Genomic DNA, 14,739 nt, shown 5'->3' on the forward strand with positions numbered 1-14,739 from the left:
CGATGCCTTTGGTTGGCCCGGTCACAGTGATTAACCCAGCCACAACCCCACCAGCAGCAGCACGGCCACCCCCACCATCAGCGGCACGGCCAGGCGGCGAAAGCTGCGCTCGAAGCGCGGCAGTTCGCTGATCGCCGCGGTGGCTCGCGTCTCCCACGTTTGCAGGCGACCGCGCAGCCGCGAGCCACTACTCTCCCCCGCGTTCCCCAGAACACGGAGCAGGCGCAGCAACCGGTTCGACGACTGCGCATACCACCACCAGAGATCGCCCGGCATGAGCCGCTGGGCACGGCGCCACTTGCGCTGGCTGCGCAGGGCCGCCAGGAGCACCAGCGCCGCGACCACCACCCCCAGCGATACGGGCCACAGCAGGCCAGGCCATTCGGTCAGCGGCGGCCAGTTCGGGTGTTCGCCCGCGAGCGGCACCCACAGCGGCACGCTCAGGGCAGCCACGACACAGGTCAGCCAGGCCAGCGGCATGGGGGCGTGCAGGGGGATGCCATAGCTGCCTCGCTCCTGCCACTGCCGCCACAGGGCGCGCGACATCAGCAGCGTGGTGCCGACAGCAGCCACGCTGAGCCAGGCGACCAACGTCCCATGGCCGGCGTCGTAGAGCAGTTCCTTGAAGGTCCACTTCGTCGCCAGGCCAGAGGTCATGGCTCCCGCCAGCGACAGCGCCGGCAGCATGAGCAGCAGCCAGAGCAGCCAGCCCGGCAGCCGAGGCGGATGCTCGCTGATGCCGACGCCGAGGAACAGGGCGCCCTTGGTCAGGCCATGATGGGCGGCGAACAGCGTGATGGCGACCAGCAGCCCGGGCCACAGCGGCGGTGAGACCATACCGACCCCGACCAGCGTCGTGATCATGCCCATCTGACTGACGCTGGAGTAGGCCAGCACCGCCTTGGGATGACGCTGTATCGCGCCATATAGCGCCGCGCCCAACGCCCCCGCCAGACCCAGCGCGATGACGAGCCTGCCCAGCGTCTCGAGCCCGGCCGCCCCCAGCGGCAGCGTGCTGAGCCAGCCGATCAAGCCGGCCTTGATCATCACCCCGCTGAGCACGGCACTGGCCGGCGTCGGTGCCACCGGATGAGCCAGGGGCAGCCATACGTGCAGCCCGATCACCCCGGCCTTGACGCCGAACCCCAGCCACAGCAGCATCGCCATCCAGGCGCCCTGCTCGGCCGTGGCGATGCCTGCGCGCAGCTCGGTCAGGGTGAGCACCTGTGCCGTGCCCGCCGACCACAGCAGTCCGCCGAGTATCAATCCCTCGCCGAGCACCGCCATGATCAGGTAGGCGCGCCCGCCCAGATGCGAGTCGCGGTTGCCGGCGTGTACCACCAGGCCGTACGCGGCAAAGGTCATCAGCGCAAAGCCCAGATAGAAACTGGGGATGTCTTCGGCCACGATCAGCAGCAGGTTGCCGGCGAGCGTCAGCGGCCACAGCAGGGCAAACCCCAGCAGTCGGCGGAAAGCGTCTCCATCACCGGCCTCAGCCGCCTGCTGTTCCACGATCAGGTAGCCCCGCGCATAGAGACCGGCCAGCGCCCACAGCAGAGCGCTGAACAGAAGCCAAGGGCGGCGGCCATCGTCGAGCTGCCATTGTCCTCCCAGCAGCCATCCTTCCATCAGCAGCTGCGCTTCCCCCGGCCACAGCGACAGCAGCAAGGCAGGCACGGGAGCGCAAACCCACCAGTAATCGAGCAGCTCGGGTCGCGGACCGGGACGGCTCAGAGCGCCGCCCTGCATGACCAGCCGCAGCACGTTGCGCAGCCCCAGCATCAGCGGCCACAGCAGCGTCACTGCCAACAGCAGGCTCGGCATCATGGCGTGTACTCCTCGGCCGTCACGAAGGTGGCCAGGTCAAGCGGACTGAACGGCAGCCCCGCGAGCAGGCCCGCCAGGATACTCAGCACGGCCGTGGAGACCGTCGGCCACAGCAGCCAGCCACTGGTTTCGAAACGCCCCAGGCGCCGCTCCTGCGGCCACTCGCCGACGCCGTGCGCCGGCCCCGGGCGGAACCACAGGCGATACAGAATGGGCAGGAAGTAGGCCGCGTTGAGCAAGCTGCTGGCCACCAGGACGAGGATCACCCACGGCATGTTCGCCTGCACCGCTCCCATGCCCAGGTACCATTTGCTGATGAAACCGGCCACCGGTGGCAGCCCGATCATGCCCAGCGCCCCCACGGTGAAAGCGATGCTGGTCAGCGGCATGCGCCTCCCGGCGCCGTTGAGCTGATCGATACGATGGATACCGAGCTCCTCGGCATAGTTGCCGGCACAGTAGAACAGCGTGACCTTCATCAGCCCCTGGTGCATCAGGTGCACGAGCCCGGCAACGGTGCCGAAGGGCCCGAACAGGCTGATGCCGAGCACGATGTAGGAGACCTGGCTGACCGTGGAGAAGGCCAGCCGCGGCTTGAGCTCCTGCTGTGCCAGGGCGCGCATCGAGCCGTACAGGATGGTGATGGTGGCAATGACCGCCAGCAGCGTGAGCAGCCCCAGCTGATAGGTCAGACCGATACCGTAGACGTCGTACACCAGTCGCACGATGCCGAAGGCCCCGGCCTTCACCACCGCTACCGCATGCAGCAGCGCACTCACTGGCGCCGGGGCCACCATGGCCCGGGGCAGCCAGCCGTGCAGAGGCACCAGCGCCGCCTTGACCCCCAGCCCCAGCAGCAGGATCAGGAACAGCACGGTCAGCAGCCCATGTGCCTCGGGACCGAGGTCGGCCAGCATCTCGCGTTCGCCGAAGGTCACGTCGCCCACCATGACGTGCAGCGCCACCACGCCCAGCAGTACCACCAAGCCACCGGTGAGGGTGTAGCGCAGATAGGTGGTGCCGGCATCCAGCGCCTTGGCATGCCCTCGGTGCACCACCAGCGGATAGGTGGAGAGGGTGAGCAGCTCGTAGAACAGCAGGAAGGTGAACAGATTGCCCGCCAGCGCAATACCGATGGTGCTGGCCACGCACAGACTGAAAAAACCGAAGAAACGCTTACGGTTGGGGGAGTCTTCCAGATAGCCGATGGCGTAGACCGTGGTGGCCAGCCACAGCAGCGAGGAGAGGCCGGCGAACATCAAGCCCAGCGCATCCACCTGGAACAGGAAGGTGACCCCCTGCACCACGGTAAAGCTGAAACGATAGCTCTCTCCCTGGTAGAGCCCCCATACCATCAGCGCCACCAGTACCACCTTGAGCAGCGCAGCGCTGAGGTTGAGCGCGGTGCGCATGCGCCACGCCCGCTCCGGCAGGGCAAAGATCAGCGGTACCACCAGCAGCGAGGTGGCCAGTGTGGCCAGCGGCAGCCAGGCCTGGCTCATGCCCCACCTCCCGCTGCACGTAGCAGCATCAGCGGCCACTCCGCCACCAGCCCCAGCAGCAACGATGCCAGCGCCAATGCCAGTGCGAAGAGCTCCATGCTCCAAGGCACCCGGCGATAATCCAGCGGCTCGGCATCCTCGACGAAGGAGTAGCGGAACACGCGGAATATGTAGGCGGCACTGAGCAGCGTACCCAGCGCCAGCGCCGCGATCCAAGGCCAGTAACCCGCCTCCAGCGAGGCATGCAGCAGCAGCCATTTGGCTGTGAAACCGGCGCTGGGCGGCAGCCCGATCAGGCTGATGGCGGCAATACCGAAACTGAGCAGCGAGAGCGGCATGCGCCGGCTGGCACCGGCCAGGCCCCGCACATGGGACTCCCCGGTGGAGTAGATCAGGTTGCCGGTAGCCAGGAACATGCCGGCCTTGGCCAGACTATGCGCCGCCAGCTGCAGCCAGGTACCCTCCCAGGCCACCTCCGCCACCGAGGGGGCAGTGCCGATCAGCAGCGAGAAGCCCAGCAACAGGTAGCCGAGCTGAGAGACCGTAGACCAGGCCACCACGTCCTTGAGCTTGGCCGCCCGCCAGGCCAGCAACCCGCCCCATATCACGGCCGCGCCACCCAGCCCGCCCACCAGCCAGGCGGCGACTCGGGCCTCGGGTACCAATACTAGCCACAGCTGCAGCACGATGAAGAACGAGCCCTTGACCACCAGGGCCGCATGAAGGGCGCTCACCGGCGTCCAGGCCGAAGCGTGCACCGGCGCCAGCCAAGCGTGCAGCGGGAAGGCGGCCGCCTTGAGCAGTAGCCCGGCACTGAGCAGGGCCACGGCCACCCACAGAAGCACACCCGGCTTTGCAGCCAGTGCCAGACCCACCAGATCCAGCCGGCCCCAGGCACCGAGCAGCAGTGCTATGCCCAGCAGAAAGGCCAGCGACCCCACCAGCGCCAGCAGCAGATAGCGCATGCCGGCGGCCAGCGCGTCCACCCTCCCGGGCAACAGCATCAGACCCACGGCGGCCAGCCCCATCAGTTCCAGGCCGATATAGAGGGTGAGAAGATCGCCGGCCAGCCAGATCAGGGACAGGCTAGCGGCCAGGATGCCTTGCAGCGGCCATAGCCAGATCTGTTGACCCTTGCTGCCGATCTCCTCCCTCAAGTACGCCGGCGCATAGGCAGCGCTGGAGAGCACTATGACCTGAGTCAGCAAGAGCAGCAGCAAGGTCAGGCCATTGGCACGCCACTGCAGCGTCAGGGAGCCAAGCTCGATGAGCCAGGTCTGTCCGCCCTGGGGAAGTACTCGGAAAGAGAGCCATGCCAGCGCCATCAACGGCAGCAAGGAGAACGCCACGATCGGCCAACTGCGCCGAGGCTGCCAGCAAGCTGCCAGTACTCCCAACAGCACAGGCAGTCCCAGCACCAGCATCACGGCACTGAAATCGCTGAGGTGAGTTGCGTAAGGCGCCAGGAGACCCAGCCTGTCTATCATGCGCCGCCCCGCCCTGCCCTGGCAGCGCTGCGCACGCTGCGAACTTCGAGCCCGCTGAGCCGCCTGATCAGCAACGCCCCCAGGGCAGTGCCCAGCAAGGCGACCAGCAGCCCGGTCACTACCAGCCCATGGCCTGCCGCCGGATGTCTGTCACCCACCAACCCCATCAGGATCAGAAAGATGCCGGTTCCGATGACGTTGAACGCCAGCAGCCGACGCAGCAGATGCCGATGCAGCGCGAAGGCCCACAGGCCCAGGCCGATCAGGCCCAAGCCGCCGGCCCGCAGCGGTCCGGAGGTATCGGCAAGGCTTGCCAGCGCCATGCCGAGCATCGCCAAGACGGCCAACGCCGGCAGCAGGCGCAGCAGCCCGCGGCGCCAGGTCAGCGGAACCGGGTCACGACAGCGTGCCAGACGCACCTGGGGTGCGCCGGCCCAGAGCTTCACATCCAGGGCATAAAACAGAAAGGCACCGGTGAGCAGAGCTCCCAGCAGCAGCTCGAGCAGTGCCAGCCAGGCAAAGCCCACGCGCCACCAAGTCAGTGCCACGCTCACGGCGAAGGCAACGAACCAGGCACAAGCCCGCACCAGGTGACGGTCGAGCAACACCAGTGCGGCCAATGCCACCATGGCCAGTGCGAGTAGCGCATCCAGGAATGGCGGCATGGGCCTAGGCCTCAGTGATGCCGCCGGTTGACCACCTTCTCGATCAAGGCCTCGGCTTCGCTGCCAGGGCCTTTTTCGAGCATATCGACCGCTTCGTGGTAGTCGCAGAGATAGCGTTTGCAGGAGGCGCAGTGGACCTCATCTGTGGGGTTGCGCACCTGATTGACACGATAGAGATGGCTGCCGCACGAAGGGCAGGCCACCGGCAAGCGAATGTCTTCGGACGTATCGGGCATCATCACAGTCTCCTTGTGTTCAATGACCTTTATGACCAGCACTCTTTTCAATACCTTGGGACTCATCCTGCCTGACTCAACCCTGGAAGGCCAATTCAGGCAGGGCATTCCCCCTTAAGCCTGTCAGAGTCCAAGCTTGTCTGCCACGTAGTCGGCATCCTTGTCGCCGCGCCCGGAGAGATTGACCAGGATGTGCTGGCTCTTCGGCAGCGTCGGCGCGACACGCATCGCCCAGGCCACGGCGTGGGCGCTCTCCAGCGCCGGGATGATGCCCTCTACCCGCGACAGGGTGAGGAAGGCATCGAGGCATTCGGCGTCGGTGGCGGTCTCGTAGTCGACCCGCCCCAGTTCCTTGAGGTAGCTGTGCTGCGGCCCGACGCCGGGGTAGTCGAGTCCCGAGGCGATGGAGTGAACCGGCATCGGGTTGCCCTGTTCGTCTTCCAGCACGTAGCAGGCCATGCCGTGAATCTCGCCGGGCTTGCCCAAGGTCAGGGTGGCCGAGTGGCGCTGGGTATCGAGGCCCTCGCCGGCGGGCTCCACGCCCACCAGGTGCACGGCCTCGTCATCGAGGAAGGCGGTGAACATGCCGATGGCATTGGAGCCGCCGCCGACGCAGGCGGTGACGTGATCGGGCAGGCGGCCGTGGCGCGCAAGGAACTGCTCGCGCGCCTCGCGACCGATGATCGACTGGAAGTCGCGCACCATCTTGGGGAAGGGATGCGGCCCCACCACCGAGCCGATGGCGTAGAGGAAATTCTGCGGATCCTTGAGGTACTCCTCGAAGGCGCTGTCCACGGCGTCCTTGAGTGTCGCCGTGCCGCGGGTGACCGCCACCAGCTTGCAGCCGAGAATCTTCATCTTGGTGACGTTGGGATGCTCCTTCTCGATGTCCACCTGGCCCATGTGGATCTCGCAGGGGATGCCTACCAGGGCGCAGGCAGTGGCCAGCGCCACGCCGTGCTGTCCGGCGCCGGTCTCGGCGATCACCTTGGTCTTGCCCATGAACTTGGCCAGCAGCGCCTCGCCCAGGCAATGGTTGATCTTGTGTGCACCGGTGTGGTTCAGATCCTCGCGCTTGAGGTGGATCTGCGCCCCGCCGAGCCTTTCGGACAGACGCCGGGCATGGAAGATCGGACTGGGGCGGCCCACGTAATCGGCAAACAGCTCGGCCAGCTCCCGCTGGAAGTCGTCGCGCACGCGGATCTCTTCATAGGCGGCGTCGATCTCGTCCATCACCCGCTTGAGTTCGGGCGGTATGAGCTGGCCGCCGAAGCGACCGAAGAAACCTTGGGCGTCGGGCAGGTTGGCGAAATGCGAAGTGCTCATGGGGCGATCCTGAATGGCAAATGGCAGAAGAAAGCCGCTACGAAGAGCGGCGGACAAGACCTCGAAACATCTTGCCCAGCGCCATCAGCCATGTCGAGGTATACCTTGGGTGCGACGGGGCTCAGGATGCGATAACGAGCCCAACGTTGAGCAGCGTCAAGCTTGTCAGCAGCAGCGCGACGTTGAGCCCCATCAACGGCAGCAGTGCTGCGAGTTTCCCCTGCTCGACCTCCGCCGGCAGCGACCACAGGCCACGCACCAGCCAGACCAGGGCCGGCAACGCCAGCCACGTCAGCCAGGCCGCGCCGGGTAGCGCACCGACCAGCCAGGCCACCGGCACCACGGCGAAGGCGGCCACCAGCAGCAGCGCCACCAGCCGTGCCGAGCGCAGCGGCCCCAGGCGGATCGCCAGGTGGTCGCGCCCGACCTGCCGGTCGGCGTCGATGTCGGGTAGCTGATTGATCAGCAGCAGCGCGCTGACCATCAGCGTAGGGATGAGCGCAGCCGCGACCGCCGTGGCGCTGAGCGTGCCGGTCAGCGCCTGGTAGGCGCCCAACACCATCAGCAGGCCGAAGCCGACGCCGGGCGCCAACAGGCAGAGCCAGGGACGGCGGGTCAGCCAGGCGGTGTAGGCCACCACCAGGCCGATACCCAGCAAGCCGTAGATCAGCATCACCGGGCCAGCTCGCCACAGGAACCAGAAGCCTATCGCTACCACGCCGGCCAGGCACAGCATGGCCGCATTGCGCACCGCACCGGCAGCCTCGGGCCGGGCAGACAGAGCTCCGCTGCCGCCGGAGAACGGCGTGCGTTCGGTCAGCGAGTCCAGCCCGGAGCGGAAGTCGTGATGCTCGTTGAACAGGTTGACCGCGGCGTGGGCCAGCAGCGCCCCGAGCAGCACCATCAGGGCATCGAACGTGGCCACCGAGTGGCCGTCGGCCCAGGCCGCGGTGATCGCCAGGCCTGCACACAGCGGTGCCAGCACGAGGAAGTTCGGCCGGCTGCTGCGTAGGCAGGCCCCTAAAGCGGACGGCGGTGGCACCACCATGTCGCTCACGGGCTCAACCCAGGCGGGCGTTGAGCCAGGCAGCGATGTCGCCGACCTGCTGCGGGCAGACCGCATGGGCCATGGGGTAACTGCGGTAATTGACCGGGTAGTCCAGCGATTGCAGGCGCTGTTGAGCGGCCTTGCCCAGGGCTTCGGGCACCACCGGGTCGAAGGAGCCGTGGTGAATCTCGATGGGCAGCCCGCGGTTGGCCTCGTTCAGTTCGATGGTCTCGGCGGTGGCGAAGTAGGTCGACATGGCCAGCAGGCCGCCAAGCGGGGCCGGGAAGGAGAGCGCCGCCTGGTAGGCCACTGCCCCGCCCTGGGAGAAACCGGCCAGGATGATACGCCGGCTGTCGATGCCGTGGTCGATCTGCTCCTGCACCAGCGCCTGGATGCGCTCGGCCGAGGCCACCAGCTGGCGGGTATCGACTCGACGGTCGAGGCTCATCTCATGGATGTCGTACCACGCCGGCATCACCATGCCGCCGTTGATGGTCACAGGCAGGCGCGGCGCATGGGGCAGGATGAAGCGAACGTCGAGCCCCTCTTTCAGCGTCAGCGCCGGCACCAGGGGCTCGAAGTCGTGGCCGTCGGCGCCTAGGCCGTGAAGAATGAAGACGCAGGCATCGGCCGGACGACCGCTCCTGGGCTCGATGATCAATTCGCCGGGATGGCTCATGGCGGGTTCCTTCGTCGTGGTCCGTATCAACCCGACACCCTACCGCAAAGCCATCACCACGGCGAGCGTCGGGCGGCTCAGAACGGCCACACCAGAGGAATCAGTGCCAGGGCAACGATCGCCGTCAGCAGGTTGAGCAGGCCGCCCACGCGCAGGAAGTCGCCGAAGCGATAACCGCCAGGCCCGTGCACCATCAGGTTGGTTTGATAGCCGATGGGTGTGAGGAAGCTGGCCGAGGCGGCAAACATCACCGCCACCACGAAGGGCATGGGGTTGACGCCCAGACTCTCGGCACTCGCCATGACCACCGGGAAGGTGATCACCGCCGCCGCGTTGTTGGTGACCAGCTCGGTCAGCAGCGCTACCAGCAGGTAGCTGCCGATCAACAGCAGCCAGGGATTGCCGTCGGCCAGCCCCAGTGCCAGCCCCGCCAGGGTGGACGCCGCCCCCGAGCTCTCCAGCGCCGCGCCCAGGCCGAAGGAGGCGGCGATGGTGAGCAGCACCTGGGTATCGAGCCCACGTTTGGCCGCCCCCACCGAGCAGCAGCCGGTGACCAGCACCAACACTGCGCCCAGCATGGCGGCGTTCATCATGCTCATCACACCGAAGGTGGCAAGCGCCACCACACCCGCCAGAATGCTCCAGGCCAGCCAGGCTTTCTCGTGCTTGGGACGCGCCTGGCCGTTGACCTGACTGATCAGCAGGAAGTCGCGCGACTGGCGGTGCCGCTCGATGAAAGGCGGGCGCGCCTCCAGCAGCAACACGTCGGCAGGCTGCAGGCGCACCTGGCCGAGGTTGCCCGCCACTCGCTCGCCGCCTCGGCACACCGCCAGTACCGCGGCGCCATACAGCGTGCGGAAGTGGCCGTCACGAATGCGCTTGCCGACGAACTGGCACTGGTCGGAGACCACCGCCTCCACCAGCCGCCGCTCCTTGAAGTCCTTCTCCAGGCTCGACTCGCCGTGGCGCGACGGCATTAGACCGCGAATCTGCTGCAGCTCCACGGCGCCGTCGGAGGTACCGGCAAACACCAGCCGGTCACCGCCCTTCAGCCGCTCGCCCGGCCCCACCACGCTGACCACGTTGCCCTCGCGCTCGATCTCCACCAGAAACAGCTCGCAGAGATGACGCAGGCCGGCTTCTTCCACGGTACGGTCTACCAAGGGGCCGTTCGGGTCGACTTCCATCTCGATGGTGAACTCGCGGGGATTCTCGAACGCCGACGCCGTGCCACGACGCTCCGGCAGTAGCCGCGGCGCAATGACGATCAGATAGAGCGCCCCGATCAGGGCTACCGGCAACCCTACCCAGGCAAGATCGAACAGCCCCATTGCCAGCTCCGGATAGCGCTCCACCAGCAGACCATGCACTACCAGATTGGTACTGGTGCCAATCAGCGTGATGGTGCCGCCCAGTATCGAGGCGAAGCTGAGCGGCATCAGCAGCCGGTGCGCCGGCAGCTTCAGGCGCTGGCTCCAGCTGAGCACGGCGGGAATGTAGGTAGCGACGACCGGAGTGTTGTTGAGAAAGGCGCTGAGGGTGGCGACCGGCAGCACCAACCGTACCAGGGCACCGCCTTCTCGGCGGGGGCGACCCAGCACATGACGAATGATCAGGTCGATACCGCCGGTCTCGCGGATGCTGGCTACCAGCACGTACATGAAGGCCACGGTGAACAGCCCGGTGCTGGAGAAGCCGCCCAGGGCCTGGGCCGGGTCGATGATGCCAAAGGTCAGCAGCAGGATGACCGCCCCCAGCAGAACGATGTCTGGACCGAGGCGCGAAAAAGCCATGAGGGGAAAAACGGCCATGACCACGGCCAATGAGATCCAGGCATCCAGCGGCATGTGCAAGGGTTCCGTTCACAGAGGTGCTGAGCCATTGTGACGGCAGCCGCATATTCTAAAAAGTTATTTTTAGAAATTCACTAATACCCAAAATGCATATACCTTGGACACGGGAAACATGCTCACAGCAACGCAAAAGGCCCGCTTGCGCGGGCCTTTCGTCGCCACCGAGGTGGCACATCAGTTCATGGTAAGCCGAAGCTTAGCCGATGACCTTGATGTTGGAAGCCTGGAGGCCTTTCTTGCCCTGAGTGACGTCGAAGGAGACCTTCTGACCGTCCTGCAGAGTCTTGAAGCCGTCAGCCTGGATCTCGGAGAAATGAGCGAACAGGTCGTCGCCATTGTCGTCCGGAGAGATGAAGCCGAAGCCCTTGGTGTCGTTGAACCACTTGACAGTACCGGTAGCCATTATCGAATTCCTCTAATAGCATTGATTTTCCGGGAAATACCCGAGTTGCAGTGGGTAAAACAAGAAACTTTTCACCGGGAAATCAAGACGCCATGAGCGTTTCGATAACCACTTGCGATGTTCGACTTGCTAACCAACTGCACGCATCTTGCGCTCTTCGTCCCCACACGTCAAACACTATTTTGTGTAGGTGACGTTAATGTTACCTCGATTCGAGAATCCAGGCAGCCGCCTTCTCGGCGATCATCAGCGTCGGTGAATTTGTGTTGCCGCTGGTGATGGTGGGCATCACGCTGGCGTCCACCACCCGCAGTCCCTCGACGCCGCGCACCCGCAGGCGCGAATCCACCACTGCCATGGGGTCGTCGTCGCCGCCCATCTTGGCCGTGCCCACCGGATGGAAGATGGTGGTGCCGATGTCGCCCGCCAGACGCGCCAGGTCTTCGTCGCTCTGGTACTGCACACCAGGCTTGACCTCTTCGGGACGGTACTTGGCGAACGCCGGTTGCTCGGCGATTCGCCGGGTGACCCGCAGCGAATCCGCTGCCACGCGGCGATCCTCTTCGGTGCTGAGATAGTTGGGTGCGATGGCCGGGGCGTGACGCGGGTCGCGGCTCTTGATGCGCACGCTGCCGCGGCTGGTGGGGTTGAGGTTGCACACGCTGGCGGTGATTGCCGGGTAGTCGTGCAGCGGCTGGCCGAAGGCCTCGAGGCTGAGCGGCTGGACGTGGTATTCGATGTTGGGGTGCTCGTACTCGTCGCTGCTGCGGGTGAAGATGCACAGCTGCGAGGGGGCCATGCTCATCGGCCCGGTGCGACGCAGCAGATACTCCATGCCGATTTTCGCCTTGCCCAGCCAGGAGGCGGCCAGGGTGTTGAGGGTCTTGGCGCCGGTGACCTTGTACACCGAGCGGATCTGCAGGTGGTCCTGCAGGTTCTCCCCTACCCCGGGCAGCTCGTGAACCAGCGGAATGCCATGCTCGGCCAGAAGTGCGGCCGGGCCGATGCCGGAGAGCTGCAGCAACTGCGGCGAACCGATGGCGCCGGCGGCCAGGATCACCTCGCGTTTGGCGCTGACCCGGCTGATCGTGCCGTTGCGCTCGAGCTCGACGCCACTGGCACGGGGCTTGCCCTCCGCGGTGTCGAACAGCAGGCGGTGCACCTGGGTGGAGTGCCACAGGGTGAAGTTGCTGCGTTTCTCGCATACCGGACGCAGGAAGGCCTTGGCGGCGTTCCAGCGCCAGCCGTCGCGCTGGTTGACCTCGAAGTAGTCGACGCCCTCGTTGTCGCCGCGATTGAAGTCCCGCGTGCGCGGGATGCCCGCCTGCACCGCCGCTTCGGCGAAGTCGTCGAGTACCTCCCATTTGAGGCGCTGCTTCTCGATCCGCCACTCGCCACCGTGGCCGTGATAGTCGCGGTGGGCGGCATCGGCATCGCCGCCCTCGTCCAGGCGGTAGTGGTCTTCGTGCTTCATGAAGTCGGGCAGGCAGTTCTCCCAGCGCCAGTCGTCGTCGCCCACCAGCTCGGCCCAGCCGTCGTAGTCGCGGGCCTGGCCGCGCAGATAGAGCATGCCGTTGATGCTGGAGCAGCCGCCCAGGGTCTTGCCGCGCGGATAGATCAGCGAGCGGCCGTTGAGCCCCTTGTCCGGCTCGGTCTTGAAGCACCAGTCGGTACGCGGGTTGTTGATGCAGTAGAGATAGCCCACCGGGATATGCACCCAGTGGTAGTTGTCGCGACCGCCCGCCTCGATCAGCAGCACCCGGTTGGCCGGGTCGGCGCTGAGGCGGTTGGCCAGCAGGCAGCCGGCGGTGCCGGCCCCCACCACGATGTAGTCGAATTCCTGCTCTGCCATGGCGTGCTCTCTCTCGGCATGCCACCGGCGCCCTTAGCCGACAGCAAAGCCTCTCTCTCATGTACGGCAGTTGATGCCCGTTCGAGGCTGATCCGAGGGGAAGACCTGCGAGGAGGCGCTGTGAACCCATCCCTGGGCGCTACATTTGCCTTCCCTGGCAAATGACCTCCTCTTCGGTCTCCCCTCGGCGCCTCTCACTGACTCCGTTCTTATCCGTCAGCAGGACTCACTTATGGGTCGGCATGGCGAACTCTGCGCCCGCATTGATCGAGTCTGACCAGCGCTGCATGATCGATTTCTGCTTGGTATAGAAGCGCACGCCCTCTTCGCCGTAGGCGTGGGTGTCACCGAACAGCGAGCGCTTCCAGCCGCCGAAGCCGTGCCACGCCATGGGCACCGGAATCGGCACGTTGATGCCGACCATGCCGACCTGGATGCGGCGGCCGAACTCACGGGCCACGCTGCCGCTCTCGGTGAAGCAGCTCACGCCGTTACCGAACTCGTGGTCGTTGATCAGCTGGATGGCAGTAGCTACGTCGGGTACTCGCACGCAGGCCAGCACCGGGCCGAAGATCTCTTCCTTGTAGATGGTCATCTCCGGGGTGACGTGGTCGAACAGCGAGCCGCCCATCCAGAAGCCTTCGCCGCAGCCGTCGCCAGTGGTGGCGGCATCGAACTCACGGCCGTCGACCACCAGCTCGGCACCCTCGGCAACGCCCTTCTCGATGTAGCCGGTAATGCGCTGGTGGGCCTGGGCGGTGACGATGGGGCCCATCTCGGCGTCGAGCTCGAGGCCGTTCTTGACCTTCAGTGCGCGGGCGCGCTCGGCCAGGCGCGGCACGATCTTGTCGCCCACGTCGCCCACCAGCACCGCCACGCTGATCGCCATGCAGCGCTCGCCGGCGCTGCCGTAGGCGGCGCCGATCAGGGCGTCGACGGCCTTGTCGAGGTCGGCGTCGGGCATGACGACCATGTGGTTCTTGGCCCCGCCCAAGGCCTGGACACGCTTGCCGTGGCGCGCGCCGTTCTCGTAGATCAGGTTGGCGATGGGCGTGGAGCCGACGAAGGAGAGCGCCTGCACGTCGGGATGCTCGATCAGCGCATCGACCGACTCCTTGTCGCCCTGCACCACGTTGAATACGCCGTCGGGCAGGCCGGCCTGCTTGAGCAGCTCGGCAATCAGCAACGAGGCGCTGGGGTCGGTGGGGCTGGGCTTGAGGATGAAGGTATTACCGGCGGCGATGGCCACCGGGAACATCCACATCGGCACCATGGCCGGGAAGTTGAACGGCGTGATGCCGGCCACCACGCCCAGCGGCTGACGCACGGTCCAGTTGTCGATGCCGTTGCTCACCTGTTCGGTGAAGTCGCCCTTGAGCAGCTGCGGAATGCCGCAGGCGAACTCGACGATGTCGATGCCGCGGGCCACTTCACCCTGGGCATCGGTGAAGACCTTGCCATGCTCCAGGGTGATGGCGCGGGCCAGCTCGTCCTTGTTGGCGTTGAGCAGCTCGAGGAACTTGAACAGCACCCGCGCGCGGCGGATCGGCGGGGTGTCGGCCCAGGCCGGGAAGGCGGCCTTGGCGGCGGCCACGGCGGTCGCCACATCGGCGCGGGAGGCCAGCGCCACTTGGCCCGTGACCTGGCCGGTGGCCGGGTTGTAGACGCTCTGATGGCGGCCAGACTCGCCGCTCGTCATTTGTCCGGCGATATAATGGGCAATGGTGTTCTGCGTCATGGGGTGCTCCCTCTTGTCGTAGGCTGCCCTCGGTTGGACGGCACGTCTTTCGGTGCGTCCAGCGAACAGGCACACGGCTGTGACTGTCTAGCCTACCGCGTCGAGGGCAAGGATCAATTGAGT

At 66.0% G+C, this 14,739-nt stretch carries 12 protein-coding genes; all 12 read right to left on the reverse strand.

The window, feature by feature from the left end; all coding sequences use genetic code 11:
• Positions 1-30: 30 nt before the first annotated feature.
• The 12 genes from C4S71_RS09615 to C4S71_RS09670 all read right to left on the reverse strand — a co-directional run bounded on the left by C4S71_RS09615 (position 31) and on the right by C4S71_RS09670 (position 14,616).
• A complete protein-coding gene (locus C4S71_RS09615; protein WP_235014294.1) occupies positions 31-1,827 on the reverse strand; it encodes a complex I subunit 5 family protein in 1,797 nt (598 codons plus the stop codon).
• Positions 1,824-3,329 (reverse strand): proton-conducting transporter transmembrane domain-containing protein, encoded by a 1,506-nt coding sequence (locus tag C4S71_RS09620; RefSeq protein WP_103969006.1) that lies wholly within the window; start codon positions 3,327-3,329, stop codon positions 1,824-1,826. The genes C4S71_RS09615 and C4S71_RS09620 overlap by 4 nt, the downstream gene beginning before the upstream one ends.
• Positions 3,326-4,816: a complex I subunit 5 family protein gene (locus tag C4S71_RS09625; protein ID WP_103969007.1), complete on the reverse strand. Its 1,491-nt coding sequence runs from the start codon at positions 4,814-4,816 to the stop codon at positions 3,326-3,328. The genes C4S71_RS09620 and C4S71_RS09625 overlap by 4 nt, the downstream gene beginning before the upstream one ends.
• Positions 4,813-5,481, reverse strand: coding sequence for a hypothetical protein (locus tag C4S71_RS09630; protein ID WP_234277565.1), 669 nt, complete (start codon positions 5,479-5,481; stop codon positions 4,813-4,815). The genes C4S71_RS09625 and C4S71_RS09630 overlap by 4 nt, the downstream gene beginning before the upstream one ends.
• Before the next feature lie 11 nt (positions 5,482-5,492).
• Positions 5,493-5,783, reverse strand: coding sequence for a hypothetical protein (locus C4S71_RS09635; RefSeq protein ID WP_234277564.1), 291 nt, complete (start codon positions 5,781-5,783; stop codon positions 5,493-5,495).
• 57 nt (positions 5,784-5,840) lie between these two features.
• Positions 5,841-7,043 (reverse strand): tryptophan synthase subunit beta, encoded by a 1,203-nt coding sequence (trpB, locus tag C4S71_RS09640; protein ID WP_103969008.1) that lies wholly within the window; start codon positions 7,041-7,043, stop codon positions 5,841-5,843.
• Between the two features lie 121 nt (positions 7,044-7,164).
• Complete coding sequence (locus tag C4S71_RS09645) at positions 7,165-8,091, reverse strand: prenyltransferase (RefSeq protein ID WP_103969009.1); 927 nt, start codon at positions 8,089-8,091, stop codon at positions 7,165-7,167.
• Between the two features lie 13 nt (positions 8,092-8,104).
• Positions 8,105-8,770: an alpha/beta hydrolase gene (locus tag C4S71_RS09650; protein ID WP_103969010.1), complete on the reverse strand. Its 666-nt coding sequence runs from the start codon at positions 8,768-8,770 to the stop codon at positions 8,105-8,107.
• Positions 8,771-8,847: 77 nt separating this feature from the next.
• Positions 8,848-10,617 (reverse strand): SLC13 family permease, encoded by a 1,770-nt coding sequence (locus tag C4S71_RS09655; protein ID WP_103969011.1) that lies wholly within the window; start codon positions 10,615-10,617, stop codon positions 8,848-8,850.
• Positions 10,618-10,819: 202 nt separating this feature from the next.
• Positions 10,820-11,026, reverse strand: a complete 207-nt coding sequence (locus C4S71_RS09660; protein ID WP_010629501.1) for a cold-shock protein — start codon at positions 11,024-11,026, stop codon at positions 10,820-10,822.
• 202 nt (positions 11,027-11,228) lie between these two features.
• Positions 11,229-12,878 (reverse strand): GMC family oxidoreductase, encoded by a 1,650-nt coding sequence (locus C4S71_RS09665; RefSeq protein WP_103969012.1) that lies wholly within the window; start codon positions 12,876-12,878, stop codon positions 11,229-11,231.
• A gap of 226 nt (positions 12,879-13,104) precedes the next feature.
• Entirely contained in the window at positions 13,105-14,616 is a 1,512-nt protein-coding gene (locus C4S71_RS09670; protein WP_103969013.1) for a CoA-acylating methylmalonate-semialdehyde dehydrogenase, read from the reverse strand.
• Positions 14,617-14,739: the final 123 nt, after the last annotated feature.

Source organism: Billgrantia desiderata, from assembly GCF_900108215.1.
Lineage (GTDB): Bacteria > Pseudomonadota > Gammaproteobacteria > Pseudomonadales > Halomonadaceae > Halomonas > Halomonas desiderata.